Below are 19,293 nucleotides of genomic sequence, written 5' to 3' on the forward strand. Positions count from 1 at the left end.
CGTCGATCTTATCTAGGCCGATGCCGTATTTGCTGATGACCTTCAGGCGAGGCAGGGCTTTGTCCAAAACAGCCTTGGTGATCTCGTCGTCACCGCAGAGGAAGGCGTCAAAGTCACCGGCCAGCTCCAACATGCGGCTTTCTGGCAGAGGGCCGCGCTCGCGGTGGATGTCGAAACCCTGGGATTCGAGCAGGGCGTGGTGGTCGCCGGGAGTGTCTTGGTAGCTGGTGGTGGTGAGCAGGACGCGCATGGGAGTGCGAGGATGGACGGGAGGGACGGAGCGGCAAGGGAAAGTCTTCCTTTGCTCTCCCTCCTTGCCTCCCCTGCCCTCCTGCTCTTTCATGGCGGCCCCTTTCCAGCCATGTCTCACGCAGCTCCACAGCGCATCGTCCTCAAATTCGGTTCCGGCATCTTGACCAAGCTCAACACGCCCGAGCCTGATCCGGTGCAACTGCGCAAGCTCGTGGAGGCCGTGGCTTTGATGAAACAGGCCGGACACAGCGTCGTGGTCGTCAGCAGCGGTGCCGTGGCCTCCGGGCTGAAGCCTCTGGAGATGTCCACCCGCCCCAGCGACATGACCACGCTCCAGGCGCTGGCTGCCGTGGGGCAAACCCACCTCATGCACGCGTATGAAAACCTGCTGCGCGACCACGGCCTGCACGTGGCACAGCTCCTCGTCACGCACGAAGACCTCGCCCAGGAAGAGCGCGCCCAGCGCGTAAAGGCCACCCTTGAGCGCCTGCTGGAGTTCCCCCAGATCGTGCCCGTGATCAATGAGAACGACAGCGTCGCCATCGAGGAACTGCGCTTTGGTGACAACGACAAGCTCTCCTCCCGCATCGCCTGCCTTTGGAAAGCCGACACTCTCATCCTACTCACCAGCGCACCCGGCTTGCTGCGTGACATGAAGCATCCCGAAGAGGGGCCCATCCCCGTCGTCGATGACGTGGACGCCGTCATCCATCATGCCCAGGAAGAAAAAACCGCCCTCGGCACCGGCGGCATGATCTCGAAGCTCCGCGCCGTGCAGGATGCCGTGAATAGTGGCGTGCAATGCATCATCGCCAGCGGTCGCAAAGCCGAGCAACTGCCCGCCGTGGTGGAAGGCGGAGGTATCTGCACACGATTCACCGCCCGCCGCTCATGAAACATCTCCTCGCCTTCTTCCTCCTCGCCCTGCCTGCGCTCGCCGCAGAAACGCTGCACATCTTCACTTGGGCGGATTACATCAGCCCGGCAGCCATCGAGACATTTGAGGCGAAGCATTCCTGCCGCGTCGTCATCGACACCTTTGACTCGAACGAGTCCATGTATGCCAAGCTCAAAGCCGGCGCGAAAGGCTACGACCTCATCTTTCCCACCAGCTACATGATCCAGCTCATGGTAAGCGAGGGCATCAGCAGCGAGCTGGACCACGCCAAGCTGCCGAACCTGCCAAACATTGACCCCGCCGTGCTCGACAAGGTCTCCGACAAAACCATGCGCCACAGCGTGCCCTACACGCTGGCCTACACCATCCTCGCCTGCCGGAAGGACAAAGTGCCCAACCCCGAGTCGTCCTGGGCCATCTTCCAGCGTCCCGACATCGCCAAAAGGATGACCTTGCTCGACGACATGCGCGAGACCATCGGCGCAGCCTTAAAATCCCTCGGCCACAGCATCAATACCCGCGATGAAGCCCAGCTCGCCGCCGCGCAGGCAGTACTGCTGAAGTGGAAGGCCCAGGCCGCCAAGTTTGACAACGAAGGCTACAAAGCCGGGCTCGACTCCGGGGAGTTCACCCTCGTGCAAGGTTACAGCGGCGATCTCTGGCAGGTCGCGCAGGAGAATGAAAAGATCACCCTGATCATCCCGCAGGAGGGTCTGGTCATGGGTTGTGATGAAATGGTGATCCCCAAGTCCGCCCCGCAGGCAGCACTGGCCCATGCCTTTATCAATCACCTGCTCGATGCCGACACCGCCGCCGAAAACATGCAGTGGACCGGCTACCTCTGCCCAAACACCGCCGCGCTGAAGAAAGTCAGCTCAGAGTTCCTCAGCAATCCCGCCGTCATCATCCCCGAAGCCGTGCGTGCGAAGAGCGAGGTGATCCAGGACCTCGGTCCCGACCTCGCCAAATACACCAAGGTCTGGGACGCGGTGAAGCGATAGCGCCTACTCGTCATGCACGATCACATGCGTGCGCATCACCTCACCCGAAGCTGGATCGCGCACGATGAACTCATGACGCCCAGCACGAAGCAAGACATAGGCTTGGCCGCCATCACGCTGCACTGGCAGGGATTCACAACGCCACTCCACAGACACCTGCGGCTCAGTTTCCAAAAGCAGCCGCTTGCCACCTCCAGGCAGATCCGCATCAAGCTGGATGACCGTGCCAGGAATGGGATGAGCAATGCGCCAGGGACGTGAAGAGCCTTCTTTGTCAGCACAGACAACCAGGTCGCCGAACCAGTTGTCCGAACTGCGAACCCACTTGGCGAACTCGGGCGGTAGGAGCGCCCGCCCCCGCTCATCGTAGTCACCTCGCGTGGCTGCTGGCGGCAGCGAGCCAGCGATGAAAAGCTCCTCCCGACTCAGCCGCGATGGCGGTGACTGCGCGGTCAGTTGTCTGCCGGTGCGAGGATCAATGCGGGCGCGCACGATCTCCTTGGGTTCGTCATACCAAGTGGCCGGACTCGACTCATGCAGGTGCAGCAGGATGTCCCGCCAGATGGGCGCTGCCCCGGTCACGCCCGAGACTTCCTGCATGGGCGTGTTGTCAAAATTCCCCGCCCAGACACCGACGGTGTATTCCGGCGTGAAGCCGAGCGTCCAGTTGTCCCGATACGACTGGCTCGTGCCCGTCTTCACCGCTGCGCGGAATGGCAGCCGCAGCGGCGAATGCGTGCCAAAGGTCATGCTGCGCGCCTGATTATCACTGAGAATGTCGGCGATCAGATAGCAGGCTTCATGCTTCAAAACAGCTCGGCCTGACATCGCCGCATCAGACATCACCAGCCGCCATTCCTTCCACTCGCCAAGTCTCGCGAGACAGGCATAGGCATTCGCCAACTCGATCAGCCGCACGGGCGCATTGCCGATAGTTAGGCCGAGTCCGTAATGCTCTGCCGGCTCGGTGAGCGTACTCAAACCAAGCGCTTGCACACGCGCCAGCAGTGTCTCCGCTCCGCCGAGACTGGCCAACAGCTTCACCGTGGCGATGTTCAGGCTGTTGCCCAAAGCATCCCGACAAGTCACCGGACCATAGATACGGTGCGCATAGTTCTCGGGACGATAGACACCTGTCGGGGTCGGATACTCCACCGGCAGATCTGCCAGCACACTCGCCGGAGTGAACCCACGCTCAAAGGCGAGCTGATAGGTGAAGGGTTTCATCACCGACCCCGGCGAATGCGGAACCCAGGCTCCATTGATCTGGCCACCGTCTGGCGCAAAGAAGTCACGCGAACCCGCCATCGCTAGCACCTCGCCCGTGGCATTGTCTATCACCACCGCCGCCGCCTGCGTCACATGCCGTTCCTTTAAAGTGGCGAGACGCGCAGCGATGATCTTTTCCACCTGCCGCTGAAGCGCTGCATCAATCGTGGTCCGCACTCGCCCATCCGCCACTTTTGCCTGCCCCCGCAGCATCTCCACGGCATGAGGCGCGGCAAAGCCACCCGTGTAACGTTGCAGCACCAGCGGCTCAGCCAAAGCCACACGCCACTGCTCATCCGTAATCATCCCCTGCTCTCGCATGGCCTGCAAAATCCGCTCCTGACGTGGTCGGATCGCCTCGCGATTACGAAACGGATTCAGCAGCGTCGGCGACTGTGGGATAGCCGCGAGAAAGGCGCACTCGGCCAGGGTCAGATCACGCAGAGGTTTGTTAAAGTAACCCGAAGCCGCCGCCGTGCAGCCCGTGAGCAGATTGCCATAGTGGATGCGATTCAGATACTCGGTCAGCACTCGTTCACGCGACCAGGACATCGCCAGCCGTCGCGCTTGCAGAGCTTCGATGACCTTCACTCCGAGCGTGCGCTTTTGCAGCCGACCTGCGGCTACTTTCGCGAGCTGCTGATGAATCGTCGAAGCACCTGACACCACACGTCCCGCCGAAGCATTGTCCCGCACCGCCCGCGCCACCGCGAGCAGGTCCACCCCGCCATGATTCCAAAAGCGCCGATCCTCAGCCGCGAGCGTGGCTTGGATCAAGAAGCCGGGCAGTTCCTCAAACCGCGCTCCCGAACTGACACGATCTCCCTCCGCCGTGAGTAGTTGCCTCAGTGCTGATCCATCGCGAGCAAGATACTGCACCGAAACCGCCCTCTCCTGATCAAGTGACTGTGGCAGCGCCACCAGCCATGGCAGCACCCACCAGCCAAGCGCCAGGCCCAGCAAAAGCAGGGTGGCAGGCAGGAGCCAACGACGGAGTTTTTTCATGAATTCGTGACGTGGAGACGGTGCAATCAACGCCGGGAAACCGAGCCTGAGAACTGAAATTCACAGCAGTTCCGCTATCACGAAAAGTTTATCCTTCCAAAAGGACGCTCGTTTCACCTAGATTACCAACATGTCCAACCGCACCTGGCATCTCATCAAAGCCTCCACCAACGAGGAATACGGCCCGCTTGACCAAGACACGCTGCTGCAATTTGCCTCGGAGGCCAAGATCGCCCCGATGGACAAGCTCTCCGACGATGGTCGCCAGAGCTGGCGGCGTGCCCCGATGATCCGTGAGCTTCAGATGGACTGGCTCATCCAGATGCCAGACCAGTATCTCTACGGCCCCACGAACGTCGCCACCATCCAGGAGTTCCTCGCCACCGGCCAGATCGACGAAAACGTCATCCTCATCGACTGCACCGACGCCTCGGAGTCCCGCCTCGGCGAACTCGATTTCTTCCAGGCCAGCCCTCATCACGTCCGCAGCGCCCACACCACACTCGTCGGTGCGCAGTGGCCCGATCTCGAAAAAGGCAGCGGCGATGCCCTGCTGCATCAGCGTGTGCAAATCCTGGAGCGACAACTCATGGAAGCCCAGCACGCCCTGGATGAAAAGGAACGTGCTTGTCAGATCCTCCGTCAGCAGTTTCTCGAAGCGACGGGGAGAGAATCTCTCTAAAGATGAGCCCTCAGGATGGATCATCCCGATCAATATCTAGCTTCAGTTTGATGTAAAAAGCCACGATGGCGAGCCCGATAAGAATCCCCGTGAGCCCAATCACAGAGGCCGTATCCGCATCAGCTCCAGAGGAAAGACCTGAACCATAGCGTCCACTCCCTCCGACACCTCCAGTGATCACAATTGGAACTTTGCGGTAGATCATGGCACCACCGATGATGATGAAGAGAGTGGCAATAATGAGCAGTTCCCAGGGATTGTTGGACGGCTTTTTCATGGCAGCTCATAAACCGCCGCCAGTTCCCGCAGCAGCACCTCGATCTCGCGGTAATAGACAACCTCCTCCATCTCAGCTCGCTTGGCCTTCAGAGCCTCCAGCTTTCGTTCCAGTTCATCGCGCTTGGATCGCTGAGCGTCTGTGAGCTTCATTTCTTCTTCGCTCAAAACGAGCGCCACCTGGCCTGCCCGAGCGCCGTCTTTGATGTCCTTGGACTCCTTGCTCAAAACTTCTGACCGCGTGCCTACACCATCGCCATTGTCTTCGATCAATGCGTGCTCGGTGGAGATGCGCTCTTCCTTCTCGTAAAACTCGGACGCCAATTTGCTGGCATGACGAAAGGCTTCGAGGATCGACACCTGCTTGTCTTGATCCATATCGGCCGCCAGATCACCCGCGATGGAAGGCGCGAAGAATTCTCCGAAGCGCGTGTAGTAGATTTCGTCCGCGCTCTTCGTGCCCGTGATGATGATTCGATTCTTCCCCGCCAACGGCTGGAGGAAGCCTGCGCTCGATGAACCTCCGTCGATGAAGATCAACTCACGTTTGATTGGCTGACACCAAGCAGCGAGCTGCCTTGCCGTCACATCCGGCCCACGCAGATTAAACTTCACCTCGCGGTTATCAAAAGTCCCATGCCCGATCAGCACGAGCCAAAACTGGCCGGTGATCTTCGTGGCTGCCTTTCTCAAAGCCGCCTCCAGAGCCTCTGCATCGTGTTCATCCTTGCCGATGACCTGGACCGCGATGCCTGACTTCTCACAAGCCGCTTTCCAAGTCTCCACCTGCTTCTCGAAACGCTCGGCATACTCTTTCTCACCCGGAGCTCCCGTGACGATGAGGACTTCAACATCACGCTGTGCCGCAATGGCAAAGCAGGCACCGAAAAGATAAAGACTCAGCAGCCAACAATAAGCCATCCAGCCTCTGGCTTTGAGCTTCGTCATTCTTTCGTCATTCGGATTTCGGGTTTCGGATTTCACTTTATGCCATGCCTCCTTTCCTTCTCAAATACCACTCCACACCCAGCAGTCCGAGCACCACCGCAAACACCCACGGCGCGTGCCAAAACGGTGTCGTGATCGTCTCCTCCACGGGCACTCGAATGTCCTTCAAAATCTCCGGCAGGTTCGGCAAGTCAGCCAGGCTCAGCACGCGACCGCCCGATTCCTTCGCCACCCGCTCCGCCCATTCACGCCCCGGCTTCAGTGAAGCAAACTCCACCGTCAATGGATCATGCACCCAGCCCGTGGCCTTCGTTTCAACCTTTGCGATCTCTGCGTTCTCTGCTGCTAAAGTAACCGTCGTCACTGAACGATAGGCCCCCGTCTCGCGCGAGTAGAACTCCGCTTCAAACAGCCCAGCTTCCTTCAAGCTCGGCTCGGCAAACAACTCGCTCTTCTTCCCACCGGGCCCCGTGACCTCGATCTTCACCACGGCATCGTCCTGCGCTCGGAAAGACGAATTGCGCACCCGCACTTCCAGCTTCATCCGCTCGGCATCCGGCACTGCCGTGAACTGAATCTTATCCGGAACATCGACGACGAGCCAGCGCATGAGCTGACGCCATGCCTTGTCGAGATCCTTGCGTGCATCTTCATCGCGCATCCCCCAGCGCCAGAGATCGCCGATCATCACGGAAGCCACACGCCCTTCGCCAAAACGCTGCGCCGCGAGAGCTGGAAACGTGGTAGCCTCTTCGCCCGCCTTAATCGTCGCCAGCACGCTCGCGCCCGGCTTGATCGAGAAGGTCTGATTCACGGAAAAGAAGCCCGGCATCTCGGCCAAACGCTTCTCGTCCTCTTCACGGCCGGCTCGCACTCGCGTCCATGGCTCCAGCCAGCCTTCGCGAGTCAGATCAAAGCGCCCATTCTCGATGGCTGGTGACTGCGAAATGCGATCCAGATACACCGGCAGCATCCGCCCCACAGGCGTGTGATCATAGCCGCCTTGCTGATAGCTCTCCTGCCCGCCGAGCATGAGCAAAGAACCGCCGCGCTCGCTGACAAACCGCTCCATCAGATTCATCTGCTCCTGCGTAAAGAACGCCGCCTCGATGTCATCCAGAATGATCGCTCGATACTCCCCCATCAGCTCCTCCGCTGTTTTTGGAAAGCCTGTGCTGAGTTCCTTCGCGTCCTTCGTGCCCAGCCTCGTGAGTACCGGCTGATCATAGCGCTGCGCCACACCTTGATCGCCAAAACCACGGAAGAGCGGGTTGCTCGTTTCCCCCGTCCGCCCACGCCATTCAAACTTCGGCTCCCGTTTGGCGATGCGGATCAGCGAAGGAATCTGCACCTCAGTGTCACCGGCCAGCGCGCGTCGCATGAACTTGTATTCCCAGTTTGGCCTCCCCGAGACATACAGCACCCGATACGGCCCCGCCCCACGATCCACGGCGATGTGGCGTTCGTTGTTAGCGAGCGTGGCCTCTTTGGAAAGCGCCTTCCAATCATCCTTCTCGATCTGCTTCAGCCGCGCTGCATCGAGTGTCACCAATCGGAAGAACGAGATGCCCGGCTTCACCGCTGGCACCTTCAGTCGCAATGTCTGCGCCTCGCCATCCTTCGCGAGTTCGAGTTTCTCCGTGACGACAACCTTCCCAGCTGCATCGAGCACGACCGCCGCTACTTGCTTGCCAACAAAGCCAGTTCCCGCGATGCGTGCCGTGATCGTCACCGGCGTGTCTTCAAACGAAGTCTGTGTCACTGAATGCTCCACGATGCGCAGGTCAGGCGTGGGTTCGTCTTTGCCGACGAGGACGGGGAACACGGGCACCGTAGAAGATGACGTGAGTCTTCCTTCTGCAGTCTCGAGTGCTTTCGAGGCCTGCGGAATGCTCACGCCTTCCGCTACATCCGTCGGATTGCCATCCGTGATCAAGACCACTGCCGCAGTTCGGCTTCCCTGGCCTCCGCCACGCAGGGTTTTCAGCGCTCGCTCCTGCTCCGACTTTGTACCGCTGAAGTCCAGCTTCGTGAAGTCGGCCACGTTTTGCAGTCGCTCGTCCACAATCTGAGTCTTCACACGGAACATGCGCCCGAGTTCATCCAGCCAGGATGGTGGTGACTCGGCATCCTTGCCGAGTGCCTCACGCATGGATTCGCTGCGCGTGATGCCGCCGGAGGTTTCAGCCACCTGTAAAGACGCGCTGTTGTCCGCCACGATCACGACTTCGTTCTCGCCTGTCTTTGGCTGCTTGCGTGACCACACCGGGTCCGTGAGGCAGAAGACCAGCAGGCCCCATGCGCCTAGTTTGCAAGCCATCGCCGCCCATTTCGTGACACCCTGCAGCGGTGATTTCCGATACCCCAATACCAACACCAGCGCTGCCACCGCGAGGATCGCAGCGACGAGCCAGAGGCGCTCAGGATGTTGGAGGGTGAGGGTCATTAATGATTAAGATTTCATACAAGCTCCAACACATAAGCCACAACCACCAGCAATCCTGCTGCAAAACACAGCCTTGACCAGTATGCCGCAGGCACAAAAAGAAATCCATGCGCTGACCTCCATGATGAAAGGTCCGATGTTTTTGGCATCCACAAAAGGGATCGTTTTTGTATGAGATAACAAAGAATCTCCAGACAACACCCCGTCAGAAAGGAGCTAGAAGCAGCAGCGAAAACTAACTGCTTGTCTGAAGTGTCATCTCCCCCGCCACCGACCATCATTAAGCCTAAAGCGAAGCTCAGACACCACACGATTGGAACTACTAAACCTATGCCGCTGATAAGATTCATGACTCAATTCCCATTCCCGAGCTCCTGATAGTAGCGTTTCACCAGCTCGCGGAAGGCAGGCGGCACGGGGTCGCGGTCCACGGGGACCATGGGGTTCTTCGTGTCTCGTTTGGCAAGTTCTTCTGCCACGCGATCACGCAGCTCGACGAGCGGATTCAGGATTCGCATCTGGAGATGATCGACCTGTGGGGCTGCATCGTTGCGTTCGTGGTCGATGCGCATCGCGCGGGCGTTGTCGAGCACCTTGGCGGCTTCGTTGCGAAGTTCGGGTTGGTTCAAAAGCTCCTCCACATTGCGCAGGCGATCTGTCCAGCGGTCATAGCCTTCGCCGGTTAAGGGTCGGTCATTGGCGACTTCCGCGCCTTGGTCGAAGAAGAAGGCTCCGCCTTCATTGCCACCACCACCGCCGCCTCCAGCCGTGTTGCGTTCACGACCACCGGGCTGCTGTTGCGAACGATTGGCTGAGAGCTGCTGCTGTGCGCCCTTTTGCTGCGGTTCGGCTGAACTCTCGGGAGAGGGCTGACCACCTTGGCCTCCCTGGCCGGCTTCACCAGGCTTCCCACCCGTGCCTTTTTTGCCTCCGGCACCTTCCTTGCCCTCGCCCTGCGCCATCTGAGGAGGCTCTCCGGGCTGTGAATCTTTCGGCTCACCCGGTTGCGTGCCTTCTCCAGGCTTCTGACCTTGTTGACCCTTTTGGCCACCTTGACCTTGCTGACCTGAAGGTGCATTCGCTTGCTGTTCACTGGGCGCTTTCCCCTGCCCAGGAGCTTGTCCGGGCTGTTCACCACCCTTGGGTTGTCCGGGTTCATTGCCCGCCATCTGTCCAGGCTCTTTGCCCTCGCCTTTAGCATCGCCTTTCTGGCCTTGCTTCGAAGGCTGGCCTGAAGGTGAAGCTTTCTCTCCGGGTTCCTTCCCTGCCGTTTCAGAAGGCTTGTCTCCTGGCTGCTTGCCAGCGCCTTTTGCTTCACCTTTGGGATCATCCGAAGGCTTGCTACCGGCTTTGGGTGAGGTTGCAGATGCCTGTGCTTTCTCGGCGTCTTGACCCGGTTGACTGGATTGACCTTCCTGACCGGCTTCCTTGATCAACTTGTCCAATTCCGTCCGCGCCATCCGCAGCGCTTCCGTCTCGCTGCCGAGCACACTTTCCGCAGCCTTCTCCACACCTTGCTGGAGCTGATCCACGAGCGTGTTGGCTTTGCGTTCGGCGTCTTGGGCTTCGGCGCGTTGGCCGTAACGGGACTGCATCCGCGCTTCGTCGAGGTGTTCTTCAAGCCTACCCGTCTTGGCTTCGCGCACAGCTTCGTAAAGACGACGATGCAGCAGCGGGTTATTGCCCTCGGCCTGCTCGCTCACACGTTTCATGTCTTCGAGCAGCTTCGTCACCTTTTCCTGCTGATCTTGAATCTGGCGTGAGGCCTCGCCGCCCTTGAGCATCTTGTCGAGATCGGCGCTGGTATCTCCACTGGGCTCGCCGGTTTTCTGGTTCTCCAGCGACTCGCTGATCTGCTTTTGCTTCTCAGCCACTTCACGTGCCTGCTGGCGCATCTGTTTCATCTCATCGCCGAAGCGTTTGGCAGTCTTCTCTTTAAAGTCCTCCTGCATCTTCTCCAGCTCACGTTGCGCGCGAGTGGCGGAGTTCGCGGCTTCGGCGAGCTGTTGTTCTTTGAGCTTCTCGGCAGCGTCATTGACCTGCTCGCGGGTTTGTTCGAGCTGCTCTTTGGCCTCGGCCATGTTGGCGGCGTTCTCGGGCTTCTCCATGCGCTCCTTGAGATCATCGAGATCGTTCACGAGCTGCTTCTGTTCTTCTTCGAGACGCTTGAGCTGGTTTTGCAGTTCTTCCTTCTCCTGCTCCGTCTTGGCCTGATCGAGCTGCTTTTGCAATTCCTTCATTTTCTCGGCCAGCGCTTCCTGACGGCGGGCGAGTTCCTTCAGCCGGTTCAGCACTTGCAAATTCTCCTGCTGCTCGGCGGTTTGTTCTTCTGTGGCCTGCTTCTCTTCTTCGTAGCGCTGTTCGTCCTGCTTCATCTCCAGTTCCATGAGCTGATTCTGCATCTGCTTTTGTTTGCCGCTGGCGCTCTTCGATGACTTCGAGCGCATGATCATGTGCTCGCGACTCTGCGCCTGATGCAGCCACTCCAGCGCGCTTTGCTCAAAGGTCAGCGCTTGATTCAGAGAGGCGCGCTTCTTCTCCTCCGCAGCCATGCCGAGCGGATCGAGCGCGTCCTTCATGCTCTTCCAGGCTTCGGTGAGAGCGGTTTTGATCTGGGCATCTTCGGCTTTTTCCATTGCCTCTTTGGTTTGCTCTAAAGCCATTGCCTGGGACTCCTGCACGACACCTGCATCGGGTGCAGCGGCTTCCATGGTCTTGCCTGCATTCGTATCACGCACGAGCCGCCAGGTGGCGTTCACGATCTGCTTCTCCAGCTCGACGAGCTTGTCTGCGTCGCCCTTCTTCTGCGGTTCCTTGCCCTCGCTAGGAGGCGACTCGCCTTCGCGGAAGATGTCTTCAAAATGCCGCACCTCGGCGAAGAACATGTCGCTCATCGCGCGGCGCACTTCGCCCTGCGGGCCAGTGTCCTCAGCCCAGAAGTGATAGCTCACGAGCTGGCGCGGTGAGGTGTTCTCACTTTCCAGAGCGAGCAATTCCTTCACGTCATGTTTCTTCGAGGGCTCGGTGACGCCATGCTTGAAAATAACGTCCTTCGTCTTGCCCGCGATGCTGAAACTCGCGCCACTCTTCGTCACACCGAGATCATCCCAAACCTTCGCCTCAACCGATAGTTCCTGAATCTGCGACACCTGCACATCGCGCTTCGGGAAGACGACCTCGATCTTCGCGAGTTGGTTCGACTGCACGGTCACGCTGATCCAAGGCGGATTCTTGTTCGCGCGCTCCTTGTCATCGACGAGATGCACGCGCCACTTCTGCGTCTTCTCCGCCTTCATCGTCGCCACGAGGATCGTCGGATCTTTGGCCGATGGCACGAGCTTGATCGCCGTCTTATCTTCACCAAACAACTCCGCCTCTTTGACCGGCTTGTTCACCTTCAGACTGAAATCGATCGAGCTACCTTCCATCGCCGAGATCTTCATCGTGTTCTTGATCTCCTTCGGCGGCAGCTTCGTGTAGGCTGGCGGTGTGATCTTCACATCCACCTGTTCCAACTTCGGATACACAAAAGTCGTGATCGTGTGCTGCTTCGATTTGCCATCGCCGAACTCGACATGGTAGCGCGCGTCCTTGTCCACTTTGGCGATCATTCCGCCAAAGACCTGCTCATCCACCGTCAGCCGCATGGGGATGCGATCGCGCTCCTTGCCATCAAGTTCGGAGATGATGAGCGCTGCGTCAGCAGGCACATCTTTGGCAAAGGTGGCCTCGACGACAAGTCGTGATCCGCGCTCAATCTCGGTGTCTCCAGGGGTGAGCGTGGCGGAGAGTTCGGGGGCTGGGGTCGCGGGCTCTATAGCGGCTTTTTGAGCAACCTGTTTTGGACGATGATCGTGCTGCCAGATGGCTCGATTCGAAAGGACGATGCAGGTGACGAGCAGGATGGCCGTCGCAATCATGCTGCGTGATCCCCACAGCGCTCCACGCCAGCCAATGAGCTGTTTCGACCAATCCTGCGTGGCGGCATGATCCGTGAACTGAGAGATGACCCGACACTCCAAAAAGCTGGGCTCAGGCTTCTGCAAAAGTTCCGCCGCCGTGATGGCGAGGCCATTCAGTTTCGGGTCTTTTTCTTCCAGCTTGCGAGCGATCTCCAAAGGAGAGATCCGGCTACGATATCGCCACCACGCCAACAGTCCACCGATGACGAGCGGCAGTGTCAGACCTTGTAAAAACCTCACACGCCATGCCTTCGGCAACCACTCGGGGTGACTGATGACGACGAGCAGCAAAGCGCACATCGCGAGATAGATCAGGATGACCAGACGCTGGCGCTTCAGCGTGCGCATCTTGTCGATGACCACGCGGAACTTCTCTTTGAGGATTTCAGCTTCGATCATGGTGATGAATACGCGGGTTGAAGTGTTCCCTGTCTAATTCTTCCAGCCAGCCAAGTTTCCCAGGCGAGGATGGCGAGCAGGCTGCCGAGCAGCCAGATCCAGGCACGCTGCCGCGCCTCCTGCTCGGTGACGGCGAGGCGCTCTTTATCCTCGGCTTTGGCGCTGGCGGTGGCATCCATATCTCCTTCTTCGACTCGCACGCCGAGTTCACGGAGCTTGGCGAGGTCCATCGGGGTGATGCGACCTTCTTCGGGCGCGATGTTGACGGCGATGAGGCGATCTTTGCCCAAGGTGTAAATGCCCGGGACCTCAGCGCGAATAGTGTCGCCGGGTTTGGGGGTGAGCGTCTGGCCGTCGGGTGTCATGATCGAGGTGGCTGCCTCCAGAGGAAGCACATCTCCAACCAACAACGACACAGCTTGTTCGTTGCGGAATCCGGCTGCTTCCAGCCAGCCGTAGAGCAGCGGGACAAACTTGGTGCTGAGAGCAAGCTGGCTATCTGCCGGATGCCAGCCGCTGGTGAGCAAGACAAGACGGCCTTTGCCAAGCGACCGCGCGAGGATGGCAGGATCACCTTGGTCAAAGCGTGCGAGCACTTCGAGTGGCGCATCTTTTGGGAGCGTGAGTTGGCGGTGTTTCCAAAAGCGAAGCTTCGTGAAGTCACGCAAGCGCTCATCAGCAAAGGGGCGGAGGAGTGGGTGGGTGGTCTGCACCTCGGCGAGCATCTGGTATTCGTCAGTCGAGTCAGACTTATCCGAAACGTCTGACTGAATGCCGCTAATGCCCGTGAGTGCTTCTAGGTCCTGCGCCTTCATCTCTGGCGTGACTACTGCGATGACCAAGCCACCCTTCTCCGCCAATGCGCGCACGCTTTGCATGAGAGGCGCATTCAGTCGTGCGCCTGAAATGAAGACAAGCTCCGTGCCCACCGGAATGCTCGTTGCGCTCTCCGGCACGATGGAAAGCTCGGGGCGCAAACTCGGAGTCTGCTGCAAGGCACGGCTCAAGTAGAAGAGAGGTGAGGCGGCTTCGCTGCGCGTCTTTTCATCGCCGATGAAGACAATCTTCACCGCCTTTGGCTGAGAGGGCGCGATGTAGATGCGGTTGTCGAAATCCCAGGCATCGCCGGTGAGCGTGAGTGTACCAGCAGTGCCTGGAAGGCTGAGCACGCGACTCGCACCTGGAGGAAGATAGCCGGTAGTGGGTGGCTCGGTGCCCTTGTCCCAGGAGAGCTTGAAGTCGCTGGCTTTCGAATCGCGGGTGTTGCTGAGGCGGACACGGGTCGTGGGCGCATCGCTTTGGCCAGGGAGGCTTTCCTCAGTGCTCGCCGCGAGGCTCAGCGTGAAGTTATCGGAGTTCGGGGCGTCCACGCGCAGCACCTCGACGGCGATATTTTCCGGCCAGACCATACCACGCAGGGCATCGAGACGTGCGCCTTCCTGGAAGTCGGTGATGATGACGAGGCGCTTCTTCAATCCGCTCAAACCTTGCGCGCTGCCAAACCAACTTGCGGCATCCACAAGCGCCTGACCGAGATCGGTCGAAGCCCAGCCGGGCTTCAGCGCCGCGAGTTGTGGCTTCAAAGCAGCGAGGCGGGTGCTGGCGGAGGTCTTGTCTTGATCGAAGGACCAGAGCACCTTCGTCTCGCGATCCAAGGTCGCCACGGCGAGCCGATCCGTGATGGCGATCTTCTCCAGTCGTTGTGTCGCGGCAGTGATGGCTTGTTTCCAAAGGTCCCCGCGCTGCATCGACGCGCTGCGATCCAGCAGCAGAACGGTGGCTTGATTCTGCGAGACAGCGTCTTCATTCTCCGAGCGCCAAAGAGGCCGCGCAAACATCAGCGCGAGCAGCAGTAGCGCGAGACAGCGCAGCAACAGCAGCAGCCAGTTTTCGAGGCGACGCTTGCTCACCGGCATGGGCGTCTGCGCATCGAGAAACATCAGCGAGCTGAACTCCACCCTATCCTGCGGCGGTTTGCGACGCAGATGCATCAGGATCGGCCCGATGATCGCAGCACCACCGAGCAGATAGAGTGGGAAGAGCCAGGTCATGAGAGGGAATGACGAAATCCGAATGACGAATGACGAAGGAATGACAAAATCCGAATGACGAATGCAGAACGGATTGCCAGACGTGCAAAGCGGATCGGACTCTGTGAAGGCCAAAGGCCTTCCGCATCATAGCGAAGGGTTGGCGCAGCAGCGCCTACCCTGGAAATGGCGGACACGAAAACGCCATCTGGGCCGAACCCCAACGGGGTTCCGTATCGGCGGAGGTAGTGGGAGGTAATTGGCGCTAACGATGCGGAACCCCGTTGGGGTTCGGAGTGAAGGTCAGATGTGGGCGTTGGAGAACCAGGGTAGGCCCTCGAACGGGCCAACCCTTCGCTGTGATGCGCAAGCCCGTTGGGCTTGGGAGAAAGGGAGAGCAAGGTCATCGGCGGGCGACGCCTCCTTTCTTTCTCAGGCGGGCGGAGAGGAAGTCGAAGAGGACGTGCTCGATGGGGGTGTCGGTCGGGGTCCAGTGATACTCGATGCCTTGGCGCTCGCAGGCGCGGCGGATGAAGTCGCGGTGGACGTTCAGTCGGTTCAAATAGATCTCGCGGGCGGAGGCGGGATCGATGAAGCGCTCGGCACCGGTTTCGGCATCGCGGAAGTGCGCGGCCTTATCAAAACTGAAGTCGATCTCGGCGCGATCCATGACGTGGAAGAGCACGACATCATGGCCCATGGCACCGAGCAGGCCGAGCTGGCGCTCCAGCTTCTCGACAGGTGCGAGCAGATCCGACACGAGACAAATCAGGCCGCGCTTGCGGACGAGATCAGCGAGCTGGCTGACACTGAGATCGAGCGATGTGGCACCCGCAGGCGCGGGCTTTTCCAGCTCCAGCATGAGCCGCCGCAGATGACCGGGGCGATTCCGCGCTGGGATGTGTTCCTGCAAGGTCTGACCAAAGGTCGTCACGCCCACGGCATCGCCCTGCTGCATGAGAAAGAGGGCCATGGTGGCGGCGAGCGTGGCCGCGTAATCCGCCTTCGTCATCGGCCCCGAGCCGAAGCTCATCGAGCGGCTGTGATCCACGACGAGTTGGCAACGCAGGTTCGTCTCGTCCTCGAATTTCTTGATGAAGGTGCGGTCACTGCGCGCCAACACCTTCCAGTCAATGTAGCGCGGATCATCGCCCTGGACGTAAGCCCGGTATTCGGAGAACTCGACCGAGAAGCCGTGGTAAGGGCTGCGGTGCATGCCTTTCCAGAGTCCTTCGACGATGACCTTCGCGCGCAATTCGAGAGAGCGAATGCGCGCGAGGGCAGAGGTGTCGAGGTGGGAGGGCATGGAGGGTCAGAATGACGAATGAGTAAGCACGAATGACGAAATAATGACGAAGATGAGCAGGCTATTCGGGGCGTTTGCGGAGGATGGCGGCGAAGATGAGGTGGAGTTCTTTGGCTTCTTGCCAGATGAGTTTGGCTTTCTCGCGCAACTCTGGAACAGCACGAACGATCATGCGGCACCAGTGTTTGGTTTCGCGGGCCTCTTTCTTGCAGGTAGCGATCTTGTTTCTGAAATCCTTGTTCGAGACTGCATCATCAGCCTCGACATAATTGGCTCCAACACTGGTCCCTGATCTGACGATCTGACTGATGAGCGGCCTGGTGATTTCATTTTTCGGCACCTCTTTGGCGAAGTCGATGACCTTCTCCCCAAAGACGGCAGTCCGCTCTTCGAGATCATAAGGCTTGTCATTGTCAGCACTCATCCAGGTTCAGAGTTCGTCATTCGGCCTTCGTCTTTATTTCGTCATTGGTGCTTACTCATTCGTCATTTCCCTCCAAGGTTCTCAATCAGCCTCCCGATCACCTTCGCCACCGTCACTCCTTCCGCCTCAGCGCGGTAATTGATGAGGATACGATGTCGGAGCACCGGCAGCGCCAAAGCGCGGATGTCATCAAGGGTGACGTGGGCGCGGCCTTGGATGAGGGCTCGAGTTTTGGCGCCGAGGACGAGGTTTTGGCTGGCGCGTGTTCCGGCTCCCCAGCTGACCCATTCATTGACGAAGTCGGGGGTGCCGGGGCGGTTGGGGCGGGAACTGGCGGCGAGTTTCACGGCGTAGCGGGCGACGTCTTCGGCGATGGGCACCTTCTTCACGACCTGCTGGAAGGCCTGGAGTTGCTCACCAGTGAAGAGGCGATGGACGGCCTCCTTTTTGCCACTCGTGGTGCGGGTGACGACGGCGACTTCTTCGTCCTCGCTAAGATAGTCGATGACGATGTTCAGCATGAAGCGGTCGAGCTGTGCCTCGGGCAGCGGGTAGGTGCCTTCCATCTCGATGGGGTTCTGCGTGGCGAGCACGAAGAAGGGCTCAGGGAGATGCATCGTGTTTCCTGCGACGGTGACCTGGTGCTCCTGCATGGCCTCCAGCAGCGAGGCCTGGGTCTTCGGCGGCGTGCGGTTGATTTCATCCGCGAGGATCATGTGGGCAAAGATGGGGCCTTTGTTGAAGACCATGCGACGGCCCTGCTCGGTGTCTTCGAGGATCTCCGTGCCGGTGATGTCGGAGGGCATGAGATCGGGCGTGAACTGGATGCGGTTGAAGCTGAGATCGAAGACATCGGCCACGGTTTTCACCAGCAGTGTCTTCGCCAAACCGGGCGCGCCGGTGATGAGGCAATGCCCGCCTGCCATGAGGGCGATGAGCATCTGATCAATGACCTCATGCTGACCGACGATGACCTTGCCGACCTCGCTCATCATCTTCTCGCGTATCCCGGCCACCATCTCGACGACCTCCTTGTCTGACAATGCTGCGGCGGGAGGTGGGGTGTCGGTGGAGTCGGACATAGGCGCTGTCTATCAAACAGCGCAAGCCGTGCCAAGCTATCATCGGGATGATGCGCGCAAAATCGGTGCGATGAGTCTGGTGCATGTCCCTTTCGACTCGAAGCTTGTGATCTGAACGGAGGTCGCTTACTAAACTTCTGCATGCGTATTCTACCCTTTCTCGTCGTCACCTTTTTATCTGCAGCGCTCCACGCTCAGGTGACCACTCGGACGCTTGGCTTTGATCCGCCGCACGTTGAATCGAATGGCCGAGGCACGGGCTTCCGCCCGAGTGTCAGAGAGCAGGGCTTCGTCCTCACCAGGCCTGTGGCGGATTATTATGGCGGCATGTATGTGCAGCCACACCTCTACCTGAGTTCACCTGCGAACGGCACAAACTACGCCCGCTTTATCTCCGGAGATCAAAACTTCACTTTGCGTCATGAGCAAAATCTAGCCTTTACCGCCGTCAGTCTGGACATTGCCGGGGCATCTGGCGGAGCGCCCGCAAGTCTGCGGATTCAGGGCACCAAGGTCGGAGGTGTGCTGGTCAATACGACGGTGCCCATGCCACCGCTCGGTGATGGCGCAGGCCCTCTGGCAGACTTCGCCACAGTCACCCTCCCAGCCAGCTTTGCGGACATCACCGAGCTGAAGATCTTGGATTCATACTACTACTTGGACAATCTGGTGGTCATCCCGCCTGTGGGAGAAAGCTTGGCCACGCCACTCAGTCTGCCAGACGTCTATGACATCACCTGGGAAGGTGAGCCGCACACGGTGGGACAGATAACCGCGACTGGCGGTGGGCGCTCACCCAGCAATGTGAACTTCGGCTACCCCAAGGTGCGCAACGGCATCGGTGCCATGACGGGGCGCGCCCTCGAATTGGTATCCACTGCTGGCTATGGCCAGATCGAGATGTCACTGGGCCTGTGGGCCACACGGTATGTGCTGGACTTTGATTTCTGCCACCTCAGCGGCGGCAGCATGGCTCTCTTCCTGGATAGCACGAAGGGTTTTTTGCGGACCGATTTGAGCGGCGGCAGCGTGTCTTATTACAATGGCAGTGACGGAGTGCTGACGGGCAGCCCCAGTTCTGGCGCTGCGTACACAGCAAATGCAGTGACTCATGGCCGGATGGAATGGGACAGCGCCGCTGGCACGGTGAGGCTGCTGATCAATAACACGCTCAAAGCCACCTGGAGCATGACGCCCGGCACCGAGATCGATCTGAGTGGCATCCGCTTCAGCACAGCTAGCACGTCTGTCACGGGGCTGGATAACGTGAAGATTCAGGCATTCGGCGGTCCTGCCATCCGAGTCGTGCCGGG

13 protein-coding genes and 1 pseudogene are annotated in these 19,293 nt (G+C 59.3%); 4 read left to right on the forward strand and 10 right to left on the reverse strand.

Annotation, left to right across the window (positions count from 1 at the left end):
- Positions 1 to 250 (reverse strand): annotated as a pseudogene (locus AC6FTP_RS18980) (3-phosphoglycerate dehydrogenase); the annotation flags it as partial.
- 111 nt (positions 251 to 361) lie between these two features.
- On the opposite strand from AC6FTP_RS18980, the gene proB reads away from it, so the two are divergent.
- Positions 362 to 1,147: a glutamate 5-kinase gene (gene proB, locus AC6FTP_RS18985; protein ID WP_497208486.1), complete on the forward strand. Its 786-nt coding sequence runs from the start codon at positions 362 to 364 to the stop codon at positions 1,145 to 1,147.
- Positions 1,144 to 2,151, forward strand: coding sequence for a polyamine ABC transporter substrate-binding protein (locus tag AC6FTP_RS18990; RefSeq protein ID WP_497208487.1), 1,008 nt, complete (start codon positions 1,144 to 1,146; stop codon positions 2,149 to 2,151). The genes proB and AC6FTP_RS18990 overlap by 4 nt, the downstream gene beginning before the upstream one ends.
- A 3-nt stretch (positions 2,152 to 2,154) precedes the next feature.
- Here the strand turns inward: AC6FTP_RS18990 and pbpC are convergent, their stop codons facing one another.
- Positions 2,155 to 4,425, reverse strand: a complete 2,271-nt coding sequence (gene pbpC / locus AC6FTP_RS18995; protein ID WP_497208488.1) for a penicillin-binding protein 1C — start codon at positions 4,423 to 4,425, stop codon at positions 2,155 to 2,157.
- A gap of 130 nt (positions 4,426 to 4,555) precedes the next feature.
- On the opposite strand from pbpC, the gene AC6FTP_RS19000 reads away from it, so the two are divergent.
- A complete protein-coding gene (locus tag AC6FTP_RS19000; RefSeq protein WP_497208489.1) occupies positions 4,556 to 5,107 on the forward strand; it encodes a hypothetical protein in 552 nt (183 codons plus the stop codon).
- A gap of 10 nt (positions 5,108 to 5,117) precedes the next feature.
- On the opposite strand, the gene AC6FTP_RS19005 is transcribed toward AC6FTP_RS19000, so the two are convergent.
- The 8 genes from AC6FTP_RS19005 to AC6FTP_RS19040 all read right to left on the reverse strand — a co-directional run bounded on the left by AC6FTP_RS19005 (position 5,118) and on the right by AC6FTP_RS19040 (position 17,980).
- Positions 5,118 to 5,384, reverse strand: a complete 267-nt coding sequence (locus AC6FTP_RS19005; protein ID WP_497208490.1) for a hypothetical protein — start codon at positions 5,382 to 5,384, stop codon at positions 5,118 to 5,120.
- Positions 5,381 to 6,367, reverse strand: coding sequence for a hypothetical protein (locus AC6FTP_RS19010; protein ID WP_497208491.1), 987 nt, complete (start codon positions 6,365 to 6,367; stop codon positions 5,381 to 5,383). The genes AC6FTP_RS19005 and AC6FTP_RS19010 overlap by 4 nt, the downstream gene beginning before the upstream one ends.
- A gap of 1 nt (position 6,368) precedes the next feature.
- Positions 6,369 to 8,777 carry a glutamine amidotransferase gene (locus AC6FTP_RS19015; RefSeq protein WP_497208492.1) on the reverse strand — a complete coding sequence of 803 codons (2,409 nt, stop codon included), beginning with the start codon at positions 8,775 to 8,777 and terminating at the stop codon, positions 6,369 to 6,371.
- 353 nt (positions 8,778 to 9,130) lie between these two features.
- A complete protein-coding gene (locus tag AC6FTP_RS19020; RefSeq protein ID WP_497208493.1) occupies positions 9,131 to 13,138 on the reverse strand; it encodes a hypothetical protein in 4,008 nt (1,335 codons plus the stop codon).
- Positions 13,135 to 15,189 carry a BatA domain-containing protein gene (locus AC6FTP_RS19025; protein ID WP_497203310.1) on the reverse strand — a complete coding sequence of 685 codons (2,055 nt, stop codon included), beginning with the start codon at positions 15,187 to 15,189 and terminating at the stop codon, positions 13,135 to 13,137. Before AC6FTP_RS19025 ends, AC6FTP_RS19020 begins: the two co-directional genes overlap by 4 nt.
- 382 nt (positions 15,190 to 15,571) lie before the next feature.
- The gene (locus tag AC6FTP_RS19030) at positions 15,572 to 16,474 is read right to left on the reverse strand and encodes a DUF58 domain-containing protein (protein WP_497203311.1); all 903 of its coding nucleotides are present in this window, start codon (positions 16,472 to 16,474) and stop codon (positions 15,572 to 15,574) included.
- A gap of 61 nt (positions 16,475 to 16,535) precedes the next feature.
- Positions 16,536 to 16,898 carry a four helix bundle protein gene (locus AC6FTP_RS19035; protein ID WP_497208494.1) on the reverse strand — a complete coding sequence of 121 codons (363 nt, stop codon included), beginning with the start codon at positions 16,896 to 16,898 and terminating at the stop codon, positions 16,536 to 16,538.
- A gap of 62 nt (positions 16,899 to 16,960) precedes the next feature.
- Entirely contained in the window at positions 16,961 to 17,980 is a 1,020-nt protein-coding gene (locus tag AC6FTP_RS19040) for an AAA family ATPase (protein WP_497208495.1), read from the reverse strand.
- A 141-nt stretch (positions 17,981 to 18,121) separates the two neighbouring features.
- On the opposite strand from AC6FTP_RS19040, the gene AC6FTP_RS19045 reads away from it, so the two are divergent.
- Positions 18,122 to 19,293: hypothetical protein (locus tag AC6FTP_RS19045; protein WP_497208496.1), on the forward strand; the 1,172-nt coding region annotated here is incomplete at its 3' end.

The organism is Prosthecobacter sp., from assembly GCF_044378005.1.
GTDB lineage: Bacteria > Verrucomicrobiota > Verrucomicrobiia > Verrucomicrobiales > Verrucomicrobiaceae > Prosthecobacter.

Coding starts and splice junctions, on each gene's coding strand:
- AC6FTP_RS19030 (WP_497203311.1), bottom strand. CDS start 16,474: ATGCCCTCCCACCTCGACACCTCTGCCCTCGCGCGCATTCGCTCTCTC.
- AC6FTP_RS19025 (WP_497203310.1), bottom strand. CDS start 15,189: ATGACCTGGCTCTTCCCACTCTATCTGCTCGGTGGTGCTGCGATCATC.
- AC6FTP_RS19015 (WP_497208492.1), bottom strand. CDS start 8,777: ATGACCCTCACCCTCCAACATCCTGAGCGCCTCTGGCTCGTCGCTGCG.
- AC6FTP_RS19005 (WP_497208490.1), bottom strand. CDS start 5,384: ATGAAAAAGCCGTCCAACAATCCCTGGGAACTGCTCATTATTGCCACT.
- proB (WP_497208486.1), top strand. CDS start 362: ATGTCTCACGCAGCTCCACAGCGCATCGTCCTCAAATTCGGTTCCGGC.
- AC6FTP_RS19040 (WP_497208495.1), bottom strand. CDS start 17,980: ATGTCCGACTCCACCGACACCCCACCTCCCGCCGCAGCATTGTCAGAC.
- AC6FTP_RS19020 (WP_497208493.1), bottom strand. CDS start 13,138: ATGATCGAAGCTGAAATCCTCAAAGAGAAGTTCCGCGTGGTCATCGAC.
- AC6FTP_RS19000 (WP_497208489.1), top strand. CDS start 4,556: ATGTCCAACCGCACCTGGCATCTCATCAAAGCCTCCACCAACGAGGAA.
- pbpC (WP_497208488.1), bottom strand. CDS start 4,425: ATGAAAAAACTCCGTCGTTGGCTCCTGCCTGCCACCCTGCTTTTGCTG.
- AC6FTP_RS18990 (WP_497208487.1), top strand. CDS start 1,144: ATGAAACATCTCCTCGCCTTCTTCCTCCTCGCCCTGCCTGCGCTCGCC.
- AC6FTP_RS19035 (WP_497208494.1), bottom strand. CDS start 16,898: ATGAGTGCTGACAATGACAAGCCTTATGATCTCGAAGAGCGGACTGCC.